We start from the raw sequence: 16,141 nt of genomic DNA, 5'->3' as shown, positions 1-16,141 counted from the left end.
TGATCGGCCGGCTGGTCGCCGACGGGCTGACCGTGACCGGCACCGAGCGTTGGGTGTCCACCTGGCAGGTCGCAGGCGCGTCGGCCGGGCAGCTGAGCCGCGCCCTGGTGCGCCGCACCCTGCCCGCCCCGGGCGACCCGGCGCAGCGGCGGCCAGCACAGCAGCGCCGCCGTTCCCAGGGCGACCAGCAGGGCTGCGCCCATCAGCGTCACCGAGACGCCGAGGGCCTGGACCAGCCCAGGACCCACCGGTCCGCCGGAGATCCAGGAGGTGCCCAGGTCGCCGCGGGCCAGCCCGGACAGCCAGTGCCCGAGCAGCCCGAGCGGGCCGGCGTCCAGGCCGAGCTCGGCCCGGATCGCGGCGAGCGCCTCCGGGGTGGCCTCCTGCTCGGCCGAACGTGCCCGCAGGATCGACAGCTCCGGGCTGCGGCCCGACAGCCAGGGCAGCACCCCGATCAGCGCCACCACGCCGAGGACGGTGACCGCCCGGGAGGCGGCGGTCACCCATCCCCGCCGTGGCACGGCTCAGTCCTCGCCGACGGTGGTGTCGGCGTTGATCAGCGCCCGCTCGCGCGGGTCGCGCACGGCACCGGAGACGCCGGACGCCTCGCCCTGGATGACCCGCTCGTGCAGCATCGGCACCGCGGCACCGGTGTCCAGGATCGCCCGCTCGGCGTCGATGACCGCCTGCTGGCGCTCCGGGCCGGGGGTGGCGGCCGCGGCCTCCTCCAGGGCGGCGTCCACCGCCGGGTCGCACAGCTGGGAGATGTTGAAGGAGCCCTCGCAGGCGAAGTCGCTGTACATGTAGGCGACCGGGTCACCGGAGTCCAGCACCGTGGCGCGGGACAGGATGAACGCGTCGAAGGCCCCGGCCAGGGCGTCGGCCTCGATGAAGGCGTACTCCCGCACGTCCTGCTCGACGGTGAAGCCCACCGCCTCCAGCTGCTGCTCCAGCAGCACGGCCACCTCGGGCAGCTCCGCCCGGTCGGTGAAGGTGCCCAGGGTGATCGTCGTGCCGGCCGGCACGGCGGGCGCCGAGGCGTCCGCCTGGTCCGCGCGCAGGTCGGCGGCCCACGGGATGGCCGGGCCCAGCAGGCCCTCGGCGACGTCGGCCCGGCCCTCGTAGACGGTCTCCACGATGGTGGCCCGCTCGACCGCGGCGCGGGCGGCCGCGCGCACCGCAGGGTCGGCGAACGGCCCGGAGGCGGTGTTCAGGTACAGGGTGTTGGTGCGCGGCATCGGCACCTCGTGCACCAGCTCCTCGTCGACCAGCCCGGCCTGGGAGACCGGCACCGCCTCGACGACGTCGGCGGTGCCGGTGCGCAGCGCCGCGGCCCGGGCGGTGCCGTCGGGCACGAAGGCGACGTCGATGCCGGCGGCGGCCGCGGGGTCGCCCCAGTAGCCGTCGAAGCGGTCGAGGGTGGCGCCGGAGGTGCCGTCCACGGCGACCAGCTCGAACGGGCCGGTGCCGGTGCCGACCGGGTCGACCCGGCCGTCCGCCTCGTACGCGGCCGCGGCGAGCACCGCCAGCTGCGGGCTGGACATCCGCTGCGGCACCAGTGGGTCGGGCTCGCCGGTGGTGACCACGACGTCGGAACCGTCGGCGGTCGCGGTCAGCTCGACGCCGTCCAGGATGCGCGGCCGCGGCGAGGCCTCGTTCGCGGCGGTCAGCGCGGCGGCGGCCTGCTCGGCGGTCAGCTCCGTGCCGTCGTGGAACTCGACCCCCTCGCGGACGGTGAAGCGCCAGGTGAGGTCGTCGGTCCGGGTCCACTCGGTGGCCAGCGCCGGCTGGGCGTCGCCGTCGGCGTCCAGCACCACCAGGGTCTCGGCGGTGCTCCAGCGGGAGAGCTTGAAGGCGTCGTCGGTCAGCGGGTTCAGGCCCGAGCGCGGCGGCTGCAGCATCGCCAGCGAGATCCGGCCCTCGTCGGCCGGGTCGCTGCTGCCGCCGTCGGCGGAGCTGCTGAAGCAGCCGGTGGTCAGCAGGGCGACGGCGGCGCCGAGCGCGAGCAGGCGGGGGGTGCGGGATGAGGACATCGTTCCGTTCTCTGATGGGCGGTGCAGGGCTGGGTCAGGCGGGGAGGACTGGGACGGCGGCGAGCAGCTCCCGGGTGCGGGGGTGCGCGGGGCGGGTGAGGAGGTCGGTGGTCCGGCCCTCCTCGACGACGAGCCCGTCGGCGAGCACGACGGTGCGGTCGCAGAGCCGGGCGACGACGGCCAGGTCGTGGGAGACCAGCACCAGCCCCAGGCCCTGGCGGGCGGAGAGGTCGGCCAGCACCTCGACCACCTGGTCGCGCACCGGCAGGTCCAGGCCGCTGACCGGTTCGTCGGCCAGCAGCAGTGCCGGCTCCGGGGCGAGTGCCCGCGCGAGCGCCACCCGCTGGGCCTGGCCGCCGGAGAGCTCCCCGGGCCGGCGTCCGGCCAGGTCGGGGTCCAGGCCCACCCGGGTCAGCGCCGTCGTCACGGCCGCGGCGTGGTCGCCGGGGACCTGCAGGTGCCGCAGCGGCACGGTGACCAGCTCGCGGACGGTCGCGCGCGGGTCGAGCGACCCGGCCGGGTCCTGCGGCACGTACTGGACCAGCCGGCGGTACCAGCGCAGCGACGCCGTCGACCCCGGGCGGACGGGGCGACCGGCGAAGGTGACCGTGCCGCGGTCGGGGCTCTCCAGTCCGAGCAGGCAGCGCAGCAGCGTCGACTTGCCCGAGCCGGAGGTGCCGACCAGCCCGACCCGCTCGCCGGGAGCGACCTGGAGGTCGACCCCCCGCAGCGCGGCGACGACGTCGCGCGGACCCCACGGCCGCCGTCGGGGCAGCTGGTGGCCGCGCACGATGCCCGTGGCGGTGAGCACCGGGCTCGCGACCGGGCGGCTCACGAGGCGGCACCCATCCGGGCCGGGAGCGCGCCGGCTCGGGCGGCGTCCACGAGCGCGGCGCTCTGCTCGTGCTGCGGCGCGGTCAGCAGCCGGGTGATCGGGGCGTCCTCGACGACGGCGCCCGCGTGCAGCACCACCGCGCGGTCGCACAACGAGGCGGCCACCGCGAGGTCGTGGGTGATGAACAGCAACGCGGCGTCCCGGCTGGCCTCGCGCAGCACCGCGACGACCTGGGCCTGGGTGACCAGGTCCAGGGCGGTCGTCGGCTCGTCGGCCACCAGCAGCCCGGCCCGGGAGGCGAGGGCCATGGCGATGCAGACACGCTGCCGCTGGCCACCGGACAGCTCACCGGCGGTGCTCCGCAGCACCCGGTCGGCGTCCCCCAGGCCGACCGCGGCCAGCAGCCGGGTGCGCTCGCTCGCCAGTGCGGCGCCGCCCAGTCCGCGGTGGTTGCGCAACGGCAGGGCCAGCTGGGCGCCGACCGGCACCAGCGGGTTGAGCGCGGCGGCCGGGTCCTGACCCACCGCGGCCACCCGGGCGGCCGCGGACCGGCGGGCCGGCGGCAACCGGGTCACGTCGGCACCGGCCACCCGCACGCTGCCCCGGACCTCGGCGCCGACCGGGAGCGTGCCCAGGACCGCTGCGGCGGTGAGCGACTTCCCCGATCCCGACGCGCCGATGAGCGCCACCCGCTCGGTCGCCGCGATCGCGAGCCGGACGCCACGCACCAGCTCGCGGCCGCCGAGGGAGACCGTGAGGTCGTCGACGACGAGGGCCGCCGATCGCTCCGCACGCCGCCACGGACTGATAATCATTGTCGGCAATGTACCCGGCGGTGTCGGGTGCTCGTCGGCTGCCCATCGCGGGCCGGTCGTCTTGCTGCAAACGGCTTGCAATACGGTGCTCGGCGCGAGGCCCACTCGCAGCCCGGTCGGGCGACTCCCCGCCGCCGGTACGACGCAGCCCCTGGAGGAACCCCTTGGCCACACGCACGCCCTCCGGCCGCCGGGTGGGCGCCGTCCGCCGCGAGCTGTCCGACCTGCTCGGCAGCACCGGGGTGCTCCCGCAGTCGGCGAGCACCCCCGAGGAGGCCCGGGAGCTGCTGGCCCGGGACGGCGCGGTCGTCGTCGCCGAGCCGACCCCCGGCCCCGAGGCGCTGCCGGTCGTGGCGGCCCAGGTCTACGGCGACCGGCTGCGTCAGCTGTTCGCCGTCCGCCCGCTGCGCCAGCAGTCCGGCGAGCTGCTCGGCCTGCACAGCGACGGGGCGTACGTCGTCGTCGACGTGCACGGCCGCACCGTCGCCCTGCGCGACCCGGACGAGGACGGGCTGCTGCAGCGCTGCGTCCGGCCCGCGCCCGAGGGCGGGGACTCCTTCCTGGTCGACGGGTACGCCCTCGTCGACGCGCTGGCCACCGGGTGCCCGGAGCTGCACGCCTTCCTGACCGGCACCGACGTCGACTACTTCGGCGGCTGGGCCTCCGCGCCGCACGAGGTGCCCCGCACCCCGCTGGTCCGCCGGCTGGTCGAGCACACCCGGGCCGGCCGCCGGGTCGTGCGGGCCAGCGAGACCGCCGTCCCGGTGCCGCGCGAGCCGCGTGCCGCCGAGCACGACGCGCAGCTGGACCTGTGGGCCGACGTGCTGGCCACGGCCGTCGACGTCGTACCGCACTTCCGGCTGGAGGCCGGTGAGGTGCTGGTCGTCGACAACTACCGCTGCCTGCACGGCCGCGACCCGTTCACCGGCCAGCGCAACGTCGACGTGCTGACCGTGCTGACCGCGGACGCCTGGTGACCCCGGACGCCGGATGACCGTCGGCATCCCTCTGCTGCAGGTCCGCGACCTCACCGTCGGCTTCGGCGGGCGTCCCGTCGTGGCCGGGGTCTCCTTCGACCTCGGCGCCGGCGAGCGGGTCGCCCTCGTCGGCGCCTCCGGCTCGGGCAAGACGCTGACCACCCTGGCGCTGCTCGGGCTGCTGCCGGCGGACGCCGTCGTCACCGGCAGCGTCCGGGTCGGCGGCACCGAGGTGGTGGGTGCGGCCGAACGGGAGCTCCGGCCGCTGCGCGGCCCGGTCACCGCCCTGGTGCCGCAGGACCCGGGCACGTCGCTCAACCCGCAGGTCCGGGTGGGCCGGCAGGTCGCCGCACCGCTGCGCCGGGCCGGGGTGCGACGCAGCGCGGCTGCCGCGCGGGCGGCCGAGCTGCTGGCCGAGATGCGACTGCCGGCCGGCAGCGGACGGCGCTTCTCCGTCCAGCTCTCGGGCGGGCAGCGGCAGCGGGCCGCACTCGCCCTGGCGCTGGCCGCCGGTCCGCGGCTGCTGGTCGCCGACGAGCCGACCTCGGCGCTGGACGCGACCGCGCAGCACGGCGTGCTCGCCGTGCTCGGCCGGGCCACCCGCGAACGAGGCGCCGGGCTGCTGCTGGTCACCCACGACCTGGCTGCCGCGGCCACCACCTGCGACCGGGTGCTGGTCCTGGCCGAGGGGCACCTGCTCGCCGACGGGCCGCTGCGCGAGGTGCTGGCCGGGCACGCCCACCCCGCGGTGCGCGCGCTGGTCGAGGCCACCGCTGCGCTGAGCCCGCCGGTCCTGGTGGGCGCCCGGTGAGCGCCGAGCTGCTGCTGGCCGCCCGCGGGCTGACCCGCCGGTACCGCGGCAGCGCCGGGCCGGCGCTCGACGGTGTGGACCTCGGCCTGACCGCAGGTCAGCGGCTGGCGGTGGTGGGGGAGTCCGGCGCCGGCAAGTCCACGCTGACCCGGCTGCTGCTGGGGCTGGAGCGGCCCGACGCCGGGGAGGTCACCTACCGCGGCCGGCCGGTGCAGCCGGGCCGGCCGAGCGCGCTGCACTGGTTCCGCCGCGCCGTGCAGGTGGTGCCCCAGGACCCGGGGCGCTCGCTCAACCCGCGGATGCGCGTCGGCCAGGCCGTCGCCGAACCGCTGCGCTGCCTGCAGGTGCCGGGTGACCACCGGGCCCGCGTCGCCGAGCTGCTGCTCGCCGTCGGGCTGGACCCGGACGCCGCCGGCCGGCTGCCGCACGAGTTCTCCGGCGGCCAGCGGCAGCGGATCGCGCTGGCCCGGGCGCTCGCGCCGCGCCCGCAGGTGCTGATCGCCGACGAGCCGGTCAGCGCGCTGGACGCCGCCGTCCGGCTGCAGGTGGTGGAGCTGCTGCGGGCGGTCAGCGATGCCGAGGGCGTCGCGCTGCTGGTGGTGTCGCACGACTTGGGCGTCGTCACCGCGCTCTGCTCCGACGTCGTGGTGCTGGCCGGCGGCCGGGTCGTGGAGTCCGGGCCGGTGACCCCCGTGCTGACCGATCCGGCCAGCCGCGAGGCGCACGCGCTGGTGGCCGCCGTCCCGCGGCTGGTGCTGACATGACCGGCGCCGGCCGGACCGGGCGGATCAGCTGGGAGCCGTTCGTGCTGTTCCGGCGGCTGCCGGCCGTGCCCCGGCTGCTGCTGCTGTCCCAGCTGGCGTTCAACATCGGCTTCTACCTGGTGGTGCCGTTCCTGGCGGTGCACCTCACCGAGGACCTGGCGCTGGCCGGTGGGCTGGTCGGCCTGGTGCTCGGCGTGCGCACCTTCAGCCAGCAGGGGCTGTTCTTCCTCGGTGGCGGGCTGGCCGACCGGTTCGGCGTCAAACCCGTCGTGGTCATCGGCTGCCTGATCCGGATCGCCGGGTTCGGGGTGCTCGCCGTCGCCACCTCGCTGCCCGCCGTGCTCGCCGGCACGGTGCTGGTCGGCTTCGCGGCGGCGCTGTTCTCCCCGGCGGTGGAGTCCGCACTGGCCGACCAGGGTCACCGGCTGGAGGCCGCCGGGGTGGTCACCCGGGCCGAGGTCTTCGGCCTGGACGCCATCGCCAGCAAGCTCGGCTCGGTCACCGGGCCGGCGCTGGGTGCCGTCCTGCTCACCGTGCCCTTCAGCGTCACCTGCTGGATCTCCGCCGGCGTCTTCGGCGTGGTGCTCGCCGCCCACCTGCGCTGGCTGCCACGGAACCTGCGCACCGAGGGCAGCGGGGAGGAGAGCGTGCTCGCCGGGTGGGGGCACGTGCTGCGCAACCGCACCTTCCTGGCCTTCACCGCCTGCTACTGCACCTACCTGCTCAGCTACAACCAGCTCTACCTGGCCCTCCCCGTCGAGCTCTCCCGGGCGACCGGCGGCCAGGGCGCGCTCGGCTGGCTGTTCGTGCTGGCCGCGGTGTCGGTGCTGCTGTTCCAGCTGCGGGTCACCGCCCGCGCCCGGCGGGCCGGGGTGCAGCGGGCGCTGCCGTTCGGCTTCGCGCTGATGAGCGCGTCGTTCCTGCTGGTCGCGGTCTGCGCCCCGTTCGCCCCGCCCGCCGGGATCTGGGCGCTGGCGCCGGCGGTCGGCATGGTGCTGCTGCTCTACACCGGCCAGATGGTCGCCGTGCCCCTCGCCCAGGACCTGGTGCCCCGGCTGGCCGGGGAGCGGCGGCTGGGTGCCCACTTCGGCTTCCTCGCCTCCGCCGGCGGCGCCGCGGTGCTCGTCGGCAGCACCGGGGTGGGCGCCCTGCTCGACCTCGCCGACCGGCCGCAACCGGCCGCCGCCGTCCCGTGGCTGGTGCTCGCCGCCCTGCCCGCGGCCTCGGCCGTCGGCCTGGCGCTGCTCACCCGGCGGATCGCCCGCACCCCGGCGGCGGGGGCGCCGGCACCCGCCGTCCCCGCCGAGGAACCGGTGAACCCGTGACCGGCCGACCGAGAAGAGGGACCATGCCCCGCCCCGCAGGTGCACTGCTCGCGCTGCCCCTCCTGCTCGCCGGGTGCTTCGCCCCCTCGGGCGAGCAGTCCGCCGACGGCGGGCAGCGGCTGGCGCTGGCGCTCGCCTTCCCCCCGGTCGCCGCGCTCTCCCCGTTCTCCGACGACGCGGTGCTGCTCACCCGGATGGGCGTGGGGGAGACGCTGGTGGGGCTGGACGAGGCCGGCCAGCCCGTCCCGCTGCTGGCCGAGAGCTGGAGCCGGGTCGACGACCGCACCGTCACCCTCGACCTGCGGGGGGACGTGCCGTTCCACGACGGGACGCCGCTGGACGCCCAGGCGGTCGTCGGCGCCCTGACGGCAGCGGCCGCCGCAGCGCCGGCCCCCCGGGCGATCGACGGCCTGGGGCTCACCGCCCGCGCGGTGGACGAGGACACGGTCGAGGTCCGGGTGGCCGAGCCCAATCCGCTGCTGGTGCACCGGCTGGCAGCCCCCGGGCTGGTGGTGCTGGCCCCCTCGGCCTACGCCGACCCGGCGGCGCCGGACCCGGTGGGCGCCGGCACCGGGCCGTTCGAGCTGACCGAGCTGCGCGGCGCGTCGGGCGCGACCCTCACCGCGGACGCCGACCACTGGGCGGGCGCGCCGGAGCTGGCCGGCGTGGACGTCACCTTCCCCGCCGACGCGGCCGCGCGCACCGCCGGGCTGCGGGCCGGTGAGCTGGACGTGGCGGTCAACCTGCCCATCGCCCAGCTGCCGACGCTGACCGGCACCGAGGTGCTCTCCGTCCCGTTGCCGCGGCTGGTCTCCCTCTCCCTGGACACCGCGGACGGGCCGTTCGCCGACCCGGGCCTGCGCGCGGCCGCGGTCGCGGCGATCGACCCGCAGCCGGTGGTCGACGCGGTCTACGAGGGCCGGGCCGACGTCGCCGAGGGGCTGTTCGCCGACGACACCGCCGGCGGCCTGGACCGACCGGCGGTCACGCTGCCCCCGGCCGCCGACCCGGCCGGGGCGAGCATCCGGCTGGCCACGTACTCCGACCGGCCCGAGCTGCCCGAGGCGGCCGCGGTGCTCGCCGAGCAGCTGCGGCAGGCCGGGTTCACGGTGGAGGTGGTGGTGGCCGAGTACGCCACCCTGGAGACCGACCTGCTGGCCGGCACCTACGACGCGGTGCTCGCCAGCCGGCTCTACCTGGGCGACACCGGCGACCCGGTCGGCTACCTGGCCGCCGACCTGACCTGCGAGGGCAGCTGCAACCTGGCCCGGCTCTGCGATCCGGCGGTGGACGCCGCCGTCGCCGAGGCCGCGACCCTGGCCGACCCCGAGGAGCGCCGGGCCGCGGCGCTGCGGATCGAGGCCCCGGTGCTCTCGACCGGCGCCGTGGTGCCGGTGCTGCACGAGCGCACCCACACCGGGTACGCCCCGACGGTCAGCGGGCTGGTCGTCGACCCGTTCGACCGGCTGCTGCTCGGCACCGAGACGACGGTCGAGGAGTGACCGCCGCCGGCCGGGTGCGGCCGGTGGCCACGGCCCGGCCGCGGCGCACTCCCGGACGGCTCCGGTCGCGCCTGCTCCGCCCCGCGCTGACCGGGCTGGGCGCGGTCGCCGGCACCGGGCTGCTGGTCGGGGCGCTGCCCTGGCTGTCCGGGGACGACCCGGCGCGCACCGTGCTGCGGGCCCGGGAGGTGGAACGCGAACCGGACCCCGCCGCGCTCGACGCGCTGCGCGAGCAGCTCGACCTCCCCGCCGACCCGGTCCGCGGCACGGTGTCCTGGTTCGGACGCGCGGTCACCGGCGACCTCGGCACCTCCTGGGTCAGCGGGCAGCCGGTCGCGGAGGTCGTCCCGCCGGCACTGGGCGTCTCCGCGACCCTCGCCGGGACGGCGGCGGCCGTGGCCGTCGTGCTCGCCGTGCTGTTCGCGTCGCCCGCCGTGCGCCGGGCCGCCGACGGCCGCGCCGACGGCGGCGGCGCGGCGGGGGTGCTGGCCGCCGCACTCGCCGCGCTGCCGGAGTTCGTGCTGGCCGTCCTCGGGGTCGCGGTGGTGGCCGTGGGCTGGGGGCTGCTGCCGACGTCGGGGTTCACCGGCACGGAGCACCTCGTGCTGCCCGTCCTGGCCCTCGCCCTGCCGGCCGGGGGACTGCTCGGCCGGGTGCTGGCCGGCGCCGTCCGGGAGACCGCGGGGGAGGCGTGGGTGCGCACCTGGCGGGCCGCCGGCGTCTCCCGGGCAGCGGTGCAGGGCGCGGTCGCCCGGCGGGCGCTGACCGTCGTCGTCCCGCAGGTCCTGCTGCTCCTCGTCGGGCTGCTCGGGGCCGGGGCCGTGATCGAGGCGGTGTTCGACGTGCCCGGGCTCGGCCGGGTCGCGCTGGCCGCTGCGCTGGCCCAGGACCTGCCGGTCGTGCAGGCCGCCGTCGCGCTGCTGGTGCTGCTCGGTCTGGCCGCCGGCGGGGCCGGGGTGCTGCTGCACCGTGCGCTGCTCGGGCCGGCGGGCACCGACGGCGGGCTGTCGCCGGAGCTGCCGCCCCCGGCGCCCGGCGCCGGTCGGTGGGCGGCCGGGCTGCTCGCCGTGCTGTTGCTGGTGGTCCTCGCCGGCGTGTTGCGGGACCCCGCCGCCCAGGACCTCGGCGACCGGCTGGCCGCACCGTCGTGGGCGCACCCGCTGGGCGCGGACGCGCTGGGCCGCGACGTGCTCGCCCGGTTCGCCGCCGGCGCCCTGCCCTCGGTGGGGCTGGCCCTGCTGATCAGCGCGGTGGTCCTGGTCGTGGGGGTCGCCGCCGGACTGGTCGGCCGGGAGCGGGCGGGGCTGGCCGACGTGCTCAACGCGCTGCCGGCGGTGGTGGTGGGCATCGCGGTGGCCGCCGTCGCCGGGCCCAGCCTGGCCGGCGCGGCCGTGGCGGTGAGCCTGGTCGCCTGGATCCCGCTGGCGGTGCACACCCGGATCCTGGCCGCCGAGGTGCGCGCCTCGGGCTTCCACCTCGCGGCCCGCACCAGCGGGGCCGGTCGCTGGCACCTGGTGCGGCACCACCTGCTCCCGGTGGTCCTGCCGCCGGTCGGCCGGCACGCGCTGCTGCGGGTGCCGCACACCGCGCTGGCGCTGGCGGGGCTGTCCTTCCTCGGCCTCGGGGCCGGCGCCGAGTCACCGGAGTGGGGCCGCAGCCTCGCCGACGGGGTGGTCTACCTGGAGTGGGCGCCCTGGCTGGTGGCGGTGCCCGCAGCAGGGCTGGTGCTGCTCGGGGTCGCCGCCGGGCTGGTCCGCACCGGCCGCTGAGCCGGCGGACCGCCCTCGGCCTCGCGGGCGGCGGCCCGCCAGGCCGAGGAGCGCAGCAGCCGCAGCCCGTTCAGCGCGACCAGCACGGTCGACCCCTCGTGCCCGGCCACGCCCAGCGCCAGCGGCAGCGTGCCGATCAGGTCCCACGCCACCAGGACGACGATCACCGTGCCGGCGACCACCAGGTTCTGCACGACCAGCCGGCGGGCGCGGCGGGCCAGCGCGAGCACCGTGGGCAGCGCGGACAGGTCGTCCCGGACGACGATCGCGTCGGCGCTCTGCACTGCCAGGGCCGACCCGATGCCGCCCATCGCCACGCCCACGTCGGCGGTGGCCAGCGCCGGGGCGTCGTTCACCCCGTCGCCGACCAGCGTGACCCGGTGCCCGGCCCGCTGCAGCTCGCCGACCGCGGCGGCCTTGTCCTCCGGCAGCAGCCCGGCCCGCACGTCGCCGAGCCCGGCCTGGGCGGCCAGCGCGCGGGCGGCTCCGGCGTTGTCCCCGGTGAGCAGCACCGGCTCGGTGCCGGTCTGCCGGCGCAGCGCGGCGACGGCACCGGCGGCCTCCGGGCGCAGTCGGTCGGCGAGGGCCAGCACCCCGGCCGGGCTGCCGTCCACGGTGACGACGACGGCGGTGCGACCGGCGGACTGCTCCTCGGCCACCAGCTCGGCGACCGCGAGCTGTCCCGACGTCGGCGCGGCGACGGTGACCGCGCGACCCCCGACCGTGGCGGCGACCCCCGACCCGACCGCGGCCCGGAAGCCGGTGGCCGGGGCCGGGGAGAGCTCGGCGACGCGGGCGGCGGTGACGACCGCGCGTCCGATCGGGTGCTCGCTGGGCCCCTCGGCCGCGGCGGCCAGGGCGAGCAGCTCGTCGCCGGTCGTCCCCGGCAGCGGGCGGACGGCGACCACCGCGGGCGTGCCGTCGGTGAGGGTTCCCGTCTTGTCCAGCGCCACCACCGTGGTGGCGCCCAGCTGCTCGAGCACGACGGCGGAGCGGATCAGCACCCCGTGCCGGCTGGCGTTGGCGATCGCCGACAGCAGCGGCGGCATGGTGGACAGCACCACCGCGCACGGCGAGGCGACGATCATGAAGGTCATCGCCCGCAGCAGCGCCTCCTGCAGCGACTCCCCGAAGAGCTGGGGGACGCCGAACACGGCCAGCGTGCTGACCACGACGCCCATCGAGTACCGCTGTTCCACCTTCTCGATGAACAGCTGCGTGCGGGCCTTGGTGGCGCTGGCCTCCTCGACCAGGGTCGCGATCCGGGCGATCACCGCCTCGGCCGCCGGCCGGTCGACCCGGACGGTCAGCACGCCGGTGCCGTTCGACGTCCCGGCCCAGACCTCGTCGCCGGGCGCCTTGTCCACCGGCAACGGTTCGCCGGTGATGGACGCCTGGTCGACGTCCGAGCCGCCGTCCAGGACGGTCCCGTCGGCCGGCACCCGCTCGCCCGGCCGGACCACCACCACGTCGCCGACGGTCAGGTCGGCCGCCGGCACCACCCGCTCCTGCCCGCCGGCCAGCACGGTGGCCTGCTCGGGGGCGAGGTCGGTGAGCCCGCGGACGGCGTCGGCGGTGCGGCGGGTGGCCACCGTCTCCAGCGCGCCGGAGGTGGCGAAGATGACGATGAGCAGCGCGCCGTCGAAGACCTGGCCCAGCGCGAGCGCGCCGATCACGGCCAGCACCATGAGCAGGTCGACGTCCAGGGTGCGTTCGCGCAGCGCGGTGATCCCGGCCCAGGCCGGCTCCCAGCCACCGGTGGCGTAGCAGCAGAGGTAGAGCGCCCAGGCCAGCGGCTGCGGCCCGTCCAGCAGCTGCACCAGGCCCCCGGCGAGGAAGAACGCCAGCGCGGCGGCGGCCCAGCGCACCTCCGGTACTGCTCCCCAGCCGGGCAGCCGCGGTCGCCGAGCAGGAGCGGGGACGGCCTGCTGCGGGGCCTGCGTCAGGGTCACCGCGTCACCCTATCTGCGCAGATGCGCAGACACGCAAGTCGACGTCCGGCCTAAGGTGCAGGCATGGCACACACCGGCATCGACGGCTTCTCCATGCCGTCCGGCGACGCGGTGCGGCGGGCCGCGGAGGCGTTGCGCATGCTGGGTGACCCGACCCGGCTCAACGTGCTCTGGGCGCTGATGCAGGGCGAGACGTCGGTCGCCTGCCTGGCCGAGCTCGCCGGCACCTCACCCACCGCGGTCAGCCAGCACCTGTCCAAGCTGCGGCTGGCCGGCCTGGTCACCAACCGGCGCGAGGGCACCTTCGTCTACTACCAGTTGGCCGACCCGCACGTGGGTGCGCTGCTGCGCCAGGCGCTCTCCCACGCCGGGCACCCGGTCGACGACCGGGTGCCCGAGCCCCGCTGACCTGACCGCGGTCAGCCGGCGGCGGGCTGCCCGTCGCCGTCCGGCCGGCTGCCGCGGTGCCGGACCAGCCGCGCGGTGGTCCTGGTCGTCGCTCCGGGTGGCCGTGCCGGGCGGGCCCGCGGAGTTCGAGCCCGACGAGTGGGTGGAGGTGGTCGGCACCCACGTCCCGCCGCAGGTCGACCCGGCGGTCGGGTACCCGGAGCCGACGATCGACGCGGCGTCGGTGGTGGCGGTGGAGGCCCCGGTCGAGCCCTACGAGTGAGCCGGTGGCGGGACCCGCAGTCGACAACAGTTCTCACATGCTCCTATCCTCATGCGAAGAACGCCGGGCTCCATCCGCAGGGCGCGGGCCGCCTCGACGAGGAGACGACCAGATGATCCGCAACACCCGCCAGCGCACCGCCGTCAACGCCGTCTTCGACGAGCTCGAGGGCTTCCACAGCGCGCAGGAGGTGCACGCCCGGATGCGGGCGGCGGGGGACACGATCGGGCTGTCGACGGTGTACCGGGCCGTGCAGGCGCTGGTCGACGACGGTGAGCTCGACTCCATCCGCACCGACGCCGGTGAGGCGATCTACCGGCGGTGCAGCACCCGGCACCACCACCACCTCGTCTGCCGCGTCTGCGGCCGCACCGAGGAGGTCGAGGGGCCCACGGTCGAGCGCTGGGCCGACCGCGTCGCCGCCGAGCACGGCTTCGTCGACGTCACGCACACGCTGGAGATCTTCGGCACCTGTGCGGCCTGCCACAGCGCCGGGGCGCCCTCGGCCGACCAGCCGGGCTGAACCGCCCGGCCGGTCGACGGGGAGGGGTCACATCGCACCCTCCCGGGCGGCCTGCCACAGGTCGATGCCGGCGTCGACGGCGTGCTGGTCGATCGCGGCCAGCTCCTCGGCAGAGAACTCCAGGTTCTCCAAGGCGGCGACGTTCTGCTCCAGCTGCCGCACGCTGCTCGCCCCGATCAGCACCGAGGTGACCCGGGGGTCGCGCAGCGCCCAGGCCAGCGCCAGCTGCGGCAGGCTCTGGCCGCGGGCCTGGGCGAGCTCGTTGAGCGCGCGCACGTGGGTGACGTACTCGGGGGTGATCATCCCGGGGTCCAGCGACTTGGACTGGCCGGCCCGCGAGCCCTCCGGCACGCCGTCGAGGTACTTGTCGGTGAGCATCCCCTGGGCCAGCGGGGAGAAGGCGATGCAACCGGCGCCCACGTCGGCGAGGGTGTCCAGCAGCCCCTCGGTCTCGATCCAGCGGTTGAGCATCGAGTACGAGGGCTGGTGGATCAGTAGCGGCGTCCCCAGGTCGGCCAGGATCTCCGCCGCCTGCGCCGTCATCTCCGGCGAGTAGGAGGAGATGCCGGCGTAGAGCGCCTTGCCCGACTGGACGGCCGTGTGCAGCGCGCCCATGGTTTCCACCAGCGGCGTCGTCGGGTCGGGTCGGTGGCTGTAGAAGACGTCGACGTACTCGACGCCCATTCGTTGCAGTGACTGGTCCAAGCTGGACAGCACGTACTTGCGCGAGCCGCCGCCCTGCCCGTAGGGGCCGGGCCACATGTCGTAGCCGGCCTTGGTGGAGAGGACCAGCTCGTCGCGGTACGGGCGGAAGTCGTCGGCCAGGTGTCGGCCGAAGTTGGTCTCCGCGCTGCCGTAGGGCGGGCCGTAGTTGTTGGCCAGGTCGAAGTGGGTGATCCCCAGGTCGAAGGCGCGCCGCAGGATGTCCCGCTGCCGGTCGAAGGGGACGTCGTCCCCGAAGTTGTGCCAGAGGCCGAGGCTCACCGCCGGCAGGTCCAGGCCGCTGGTGCCGGTGCGCCGGTAGGTCATCGAGTCGTAGCGGGTGCTCTCCGCGGAGTAGGCCATGGGCTGATCGTGCCCGGCGGGCAGCGGGTCAGCGACGACGGGGGCGACGGCCGCGGCGCCCACCACCTGTCGCCGGCCCGGCCGAGGTGGCCCAGTGCGCGGGGCGGGTCAGGTACCCGGGCAGCGACGTGCCCGCGTCGCCGGTGGCGGCGGTGAGCTGCGGCTGGGTCAGGAAGAGGGCGCCGGTGAGGTCGGCGCCCCGCAGGTCGGCGGCGCGCAGGTCGGCCCCCAGCAGGTCGGCGCGGCGCAGGTCCGCACCCCGCAGGTCCGCCCCGATCAGGTAGGCGCCGCGCAGGCTCGCCCCGTGCAGGTCCGCGCCGCGCAGTGCGGCGCCCATCAGGTCGGCGCCGCGGCGGTCCCGGGCCCGGTCGGGCACGTCGGCCCGGGCGGCGTCGCTGACCCGGCCGAGCAGCTCGCCGACCTCGCGTCGCAGGGTCGCGGCGTCCAGGCCGGCCAGTTCGTCAGCGGCCGCCCGGGTGAGCTCCTCGGTGCGGGCGTGCGCGGTTGCGACCTCGGTGGCCAGTGACCCGGCCGGCAGCAGGGTCCGCGCCTCGGTGAGGTGCCACAGCAGCTCGGTCAGCTGCCGCATCACCGGGAAGACGGCGGACACGGCCGCTGCTGTCGCTGCATCGGTGCGCCAGTCCCGGCCCGGGAAGGTGTCCTCGGTGACCCGCTGGCCGGCGCCGAAGCAGTCGAAGACGACGCAGCCGGGGAACCCGCGGTCACGCAGCTGGTCGTGCACGCCGCAGCGGGCGTCGGGCTGCAGGTTCGGACACGGAGTGCCGGCCGGCTTGTCGATCGCGAAGTCCGCCGAGGCGGCGAAGGCCGGCACCACGCAGCACAGCCCGCTACAGCGACTGCAGTCAGCGGTCAGGTCCCGCCGCGCCTCCGCCAGCAGGGGGAGGGTGGTGCGCGGGTCGGACACAGGGGCCTCCTCGCAGCGGGTGTGGTCGTGCAGGTCAGCCGAGGCGGCAGACGCAGCCGCGGTCCAGGGCGCTGTATCTAAGTCACATCTACGAGCCAACGATACTAAGGGGAAACTCGTATCACGTCTTCCGCCTGAACACACAAACACACAAAGTGAGTGAATACTGAATGTT

15 protein-coding genes and 1 pseudogene are annotated in these 16,141 nt (G+C 76.7%); 9 read left to right on the top strand and 7 right to left on the bottom strand.

Going from position 1 to position 16,141, the window contains the following annotated elements:
• From G5C62_RS19270 to G5C62_RS19255, 4 genes and pseudogenes are all read right to left on the bottom strand, one after another.
• Positions 1 to 521: pseudogene (locus G5C62_RS19270) on the bottom strand (hypothetical protein); the annotation flags it as partial.
• Positions 522 to 524: 3 nt separating this feature from the next.
• The gene (locus G5C62_RS19265) at positions 525 to 2,033 is read right to left on the bottom strand and encodes an ABC transporter substrate-binding protein (RefSeq protein WP_164702296.1); all 1,509 of its coding nucleotides are present in this window, start codon (positions 2,031 to 2,033) and stop codon (positions 525 to 527) included.
• A 34-nt stretch (positions 2,034 to 2,067) separates the two neighbouring features.
• Positions 2,068 to 2,868 (bottom strand): ABC transporter ATP-binding protein, encoded by an 801-nt coding sequence (locus tag G5C62_RS19260; RefSeq protein WP_164702295.1) that lies wholly within the window; start codon positions 2,866 to 2,868, stop codon positions 2,068 to 2,070.
• Entirely contained in the window at positions 2,865 to 3,683 is an 819-nt protein-coding gene (locus G5C62_RS19255; RefSeq protein WP_164702294.1) for an ATP-binding cassette domain-containing protein, read from the bottom strand. Before G5C62_RS19255 ends, G5C62_RS19260 begins: the two co-directional genes overlap by 4 nt.
• A 164-nt stretch (positions 3,684 to 3,847) precedes the next feature.
• Between G5C62_RS19255 and G5C62_RS19250 the strand changes: the two genes are divergently transcribed.
• Genes G5C62_RS19250 through G5C62_RS19225 form a run of 6 tightly spaced genes read left to right on the top strand, consistent with a single transcriptional unit; the run spans position 3,848 to position 10,831 of the window.
• Positions 3,848 to 4,660, top strand: a complete 813-nt coding sequence (locus tag G5C62_RS19250; RefSeq protein ID WP_164702293.1) for a TauD/TfdA family dioxygenase — start codon at positions 3,848 to 3,850, stop codon at positions 4,658 to 4,660.
• A 13-nt stretch (positions 4,661 to 4,673) separates the two neighbouring features.
• Positions 4,674 to 5,471, top strand: a complete 798-nt coding sequence (locus tag G5C62_RS19245) for an ATP-binding cassette domain-containing protein (RefSeq protein WP_206330730.1) — start codon at positions 4,674 to 4,676, stop codon at positions 5,469 to 5,471.
• Positions 5,468 to 6,235, top strand: a complete 768-nt coding sequence (locus tag G5C62_RS19240) for an ABC transporter ATP-binding protein (RefSeq protein WP_164702292.1) — start codon at positions 5,468 to 5,470, stop codon at positions 6,233 to 6,235. Before G5C62_RS19245 ends, G5C62_RS19240 begins: the two co-directional genes overlap by 4 nt.
• On the top strand, positions 6,232 to 7,560 hold the full coding sequence (locus G5C62_RS19235; RefSeq protein ID WP_164702291.1) for an MFS transporter: 1,329 nt from the start codon (positions 6,232 to 6,234) through the stop codon (positions 7,558 to 7,560). The genes G5C62_RS19240 and G5C62_RS19235 overlap by 4 nt, the downstream gene beginning before the upstream one ends.
• 23 nt (positions 7,561 to 7,583) lie before the next feature.
• Entirely contained in the window at positions 7,584 to 9,062 is a 1,479-nt protein-coding gene (locus G5C62_RS19230) for an ABC transporter substrate-binding protein (protein ID WP_164702290.1), read from the top strand.
• Positions 9,059 to 10,831 (top strand): ABC transporter permease subunit, encoded by a 1,773-nt coding sequence (locus G5C62_RS19225; protein WP_206330729.1) that lies wholly within the window; start codon positions 9,059 to 9,061, stop codon positions 10,829 to 10,831. The genes G5C62_RS19230 and G5C62_RS19225 overlap by 4 nt, the downstream gene beginning before the upstream one ends.
• On the opposite strand, the gene G5C62_RS19220 is transcribed toward G5C62_RS19225, so the two are convergent.
• Positions 10,738 to 12,783 (bottom strand): heavy metal translocating P-type ATPase, encoded by a 2,046-nt coding sequence (locus G5C62_RS19220; RefSeq protein WP_277424808.1) that lies wholly within the window; start codon positions 12,781 to 12,783, stop codon positions 10,738 to 10,740. The genes G5C62_RS19225 and G5C62_RS19220 overlap by 94 nt on opposite strands.
• Before the next feature lie 63 nt (positions 12,784 to 12,846).
• On the opposite strand from G5C62_RS19220, the gene G5C62_RS19215 reads away from it, so the two are divergent.
• The 3 genes from G5C62_RS19215 (at position 12,847) to G5C62_RS19205 (ending at position 13,976) form a co-directional block, all read left to right on the top strand.
• A complete protein-coding gene (locus G5C62_RS19215) occupies positions 12,847 to 13,191 on the top strand; it encodes a metalloregulator ArsR/SmtB family transcription factor (RefSeq protein WP_164702289.1) in 345 nt (114 codons plus the stop codon).
• Positions 13,192 to 13,288: 97 nt separating this feature from the next.
• Complete coding sequence (locus G5C62_RS19210) at positions 13,289 to 13,453, top strand: hypothetical protein (protein WP_164702288.1); 165 nt, start codon at positions 13,289 to 13,291, stop codon at positions 13,451 to 13,453.
• 112 nt (positions 13,454 to 13,565) lie between these two features.
• Entirely contained in the window at positions 13,566 to 13,976 is a 411-nt protein-coding gene (locus G5C62_RS19205) for a Fur family transcriptional regulator (protein WP_036332373.1), read from the top strand.
• A 27-nt stretch (positions 13,977 to 14,003) separates the two neighbouring features.
• On the opposite strand, the gene mgrA is transcribed toward G5C62_RS19205, so the two are convergent.
• Both mgrA and G5C62_RS19195 read right to left on the bottom strand, forming a co-directional pair.
• Positions 14,004 to 15,041 (bottom strand): L-glyceraldehyde 3-phosphate reductase, encoded by a 1,038-nt coding sequence (gene mgrA, locus G5C62_RS19200; RefSeq protein WP_036332454.1) that lies wholly within the window; start codon positions 15,039 to 15,041, stop codon positions 14,004 to 14,006.
• 28 nt (positions 15,042 to 15,069) lie between these two features.
• Entirely contained in the window at positions 15,070 to 15,966 is an 897-nt protein-coding gene (locus G5C62_RS19195; RefSeq protein ID WP_231557914.1) for a pentapeptide repeat-containing protein, read from the bottom strand.
• Positions 15,967 to 16,141: the final 175 nt, after the last annotated feature.

It is taken from the genome of Modestobacter sp. KNN46-3, assembly GCF_011039295.1.
Note: the sequence above shows the minus strand (reverse complement) of the source record. Positions and strands in the feature narration are given on the sequence as shown.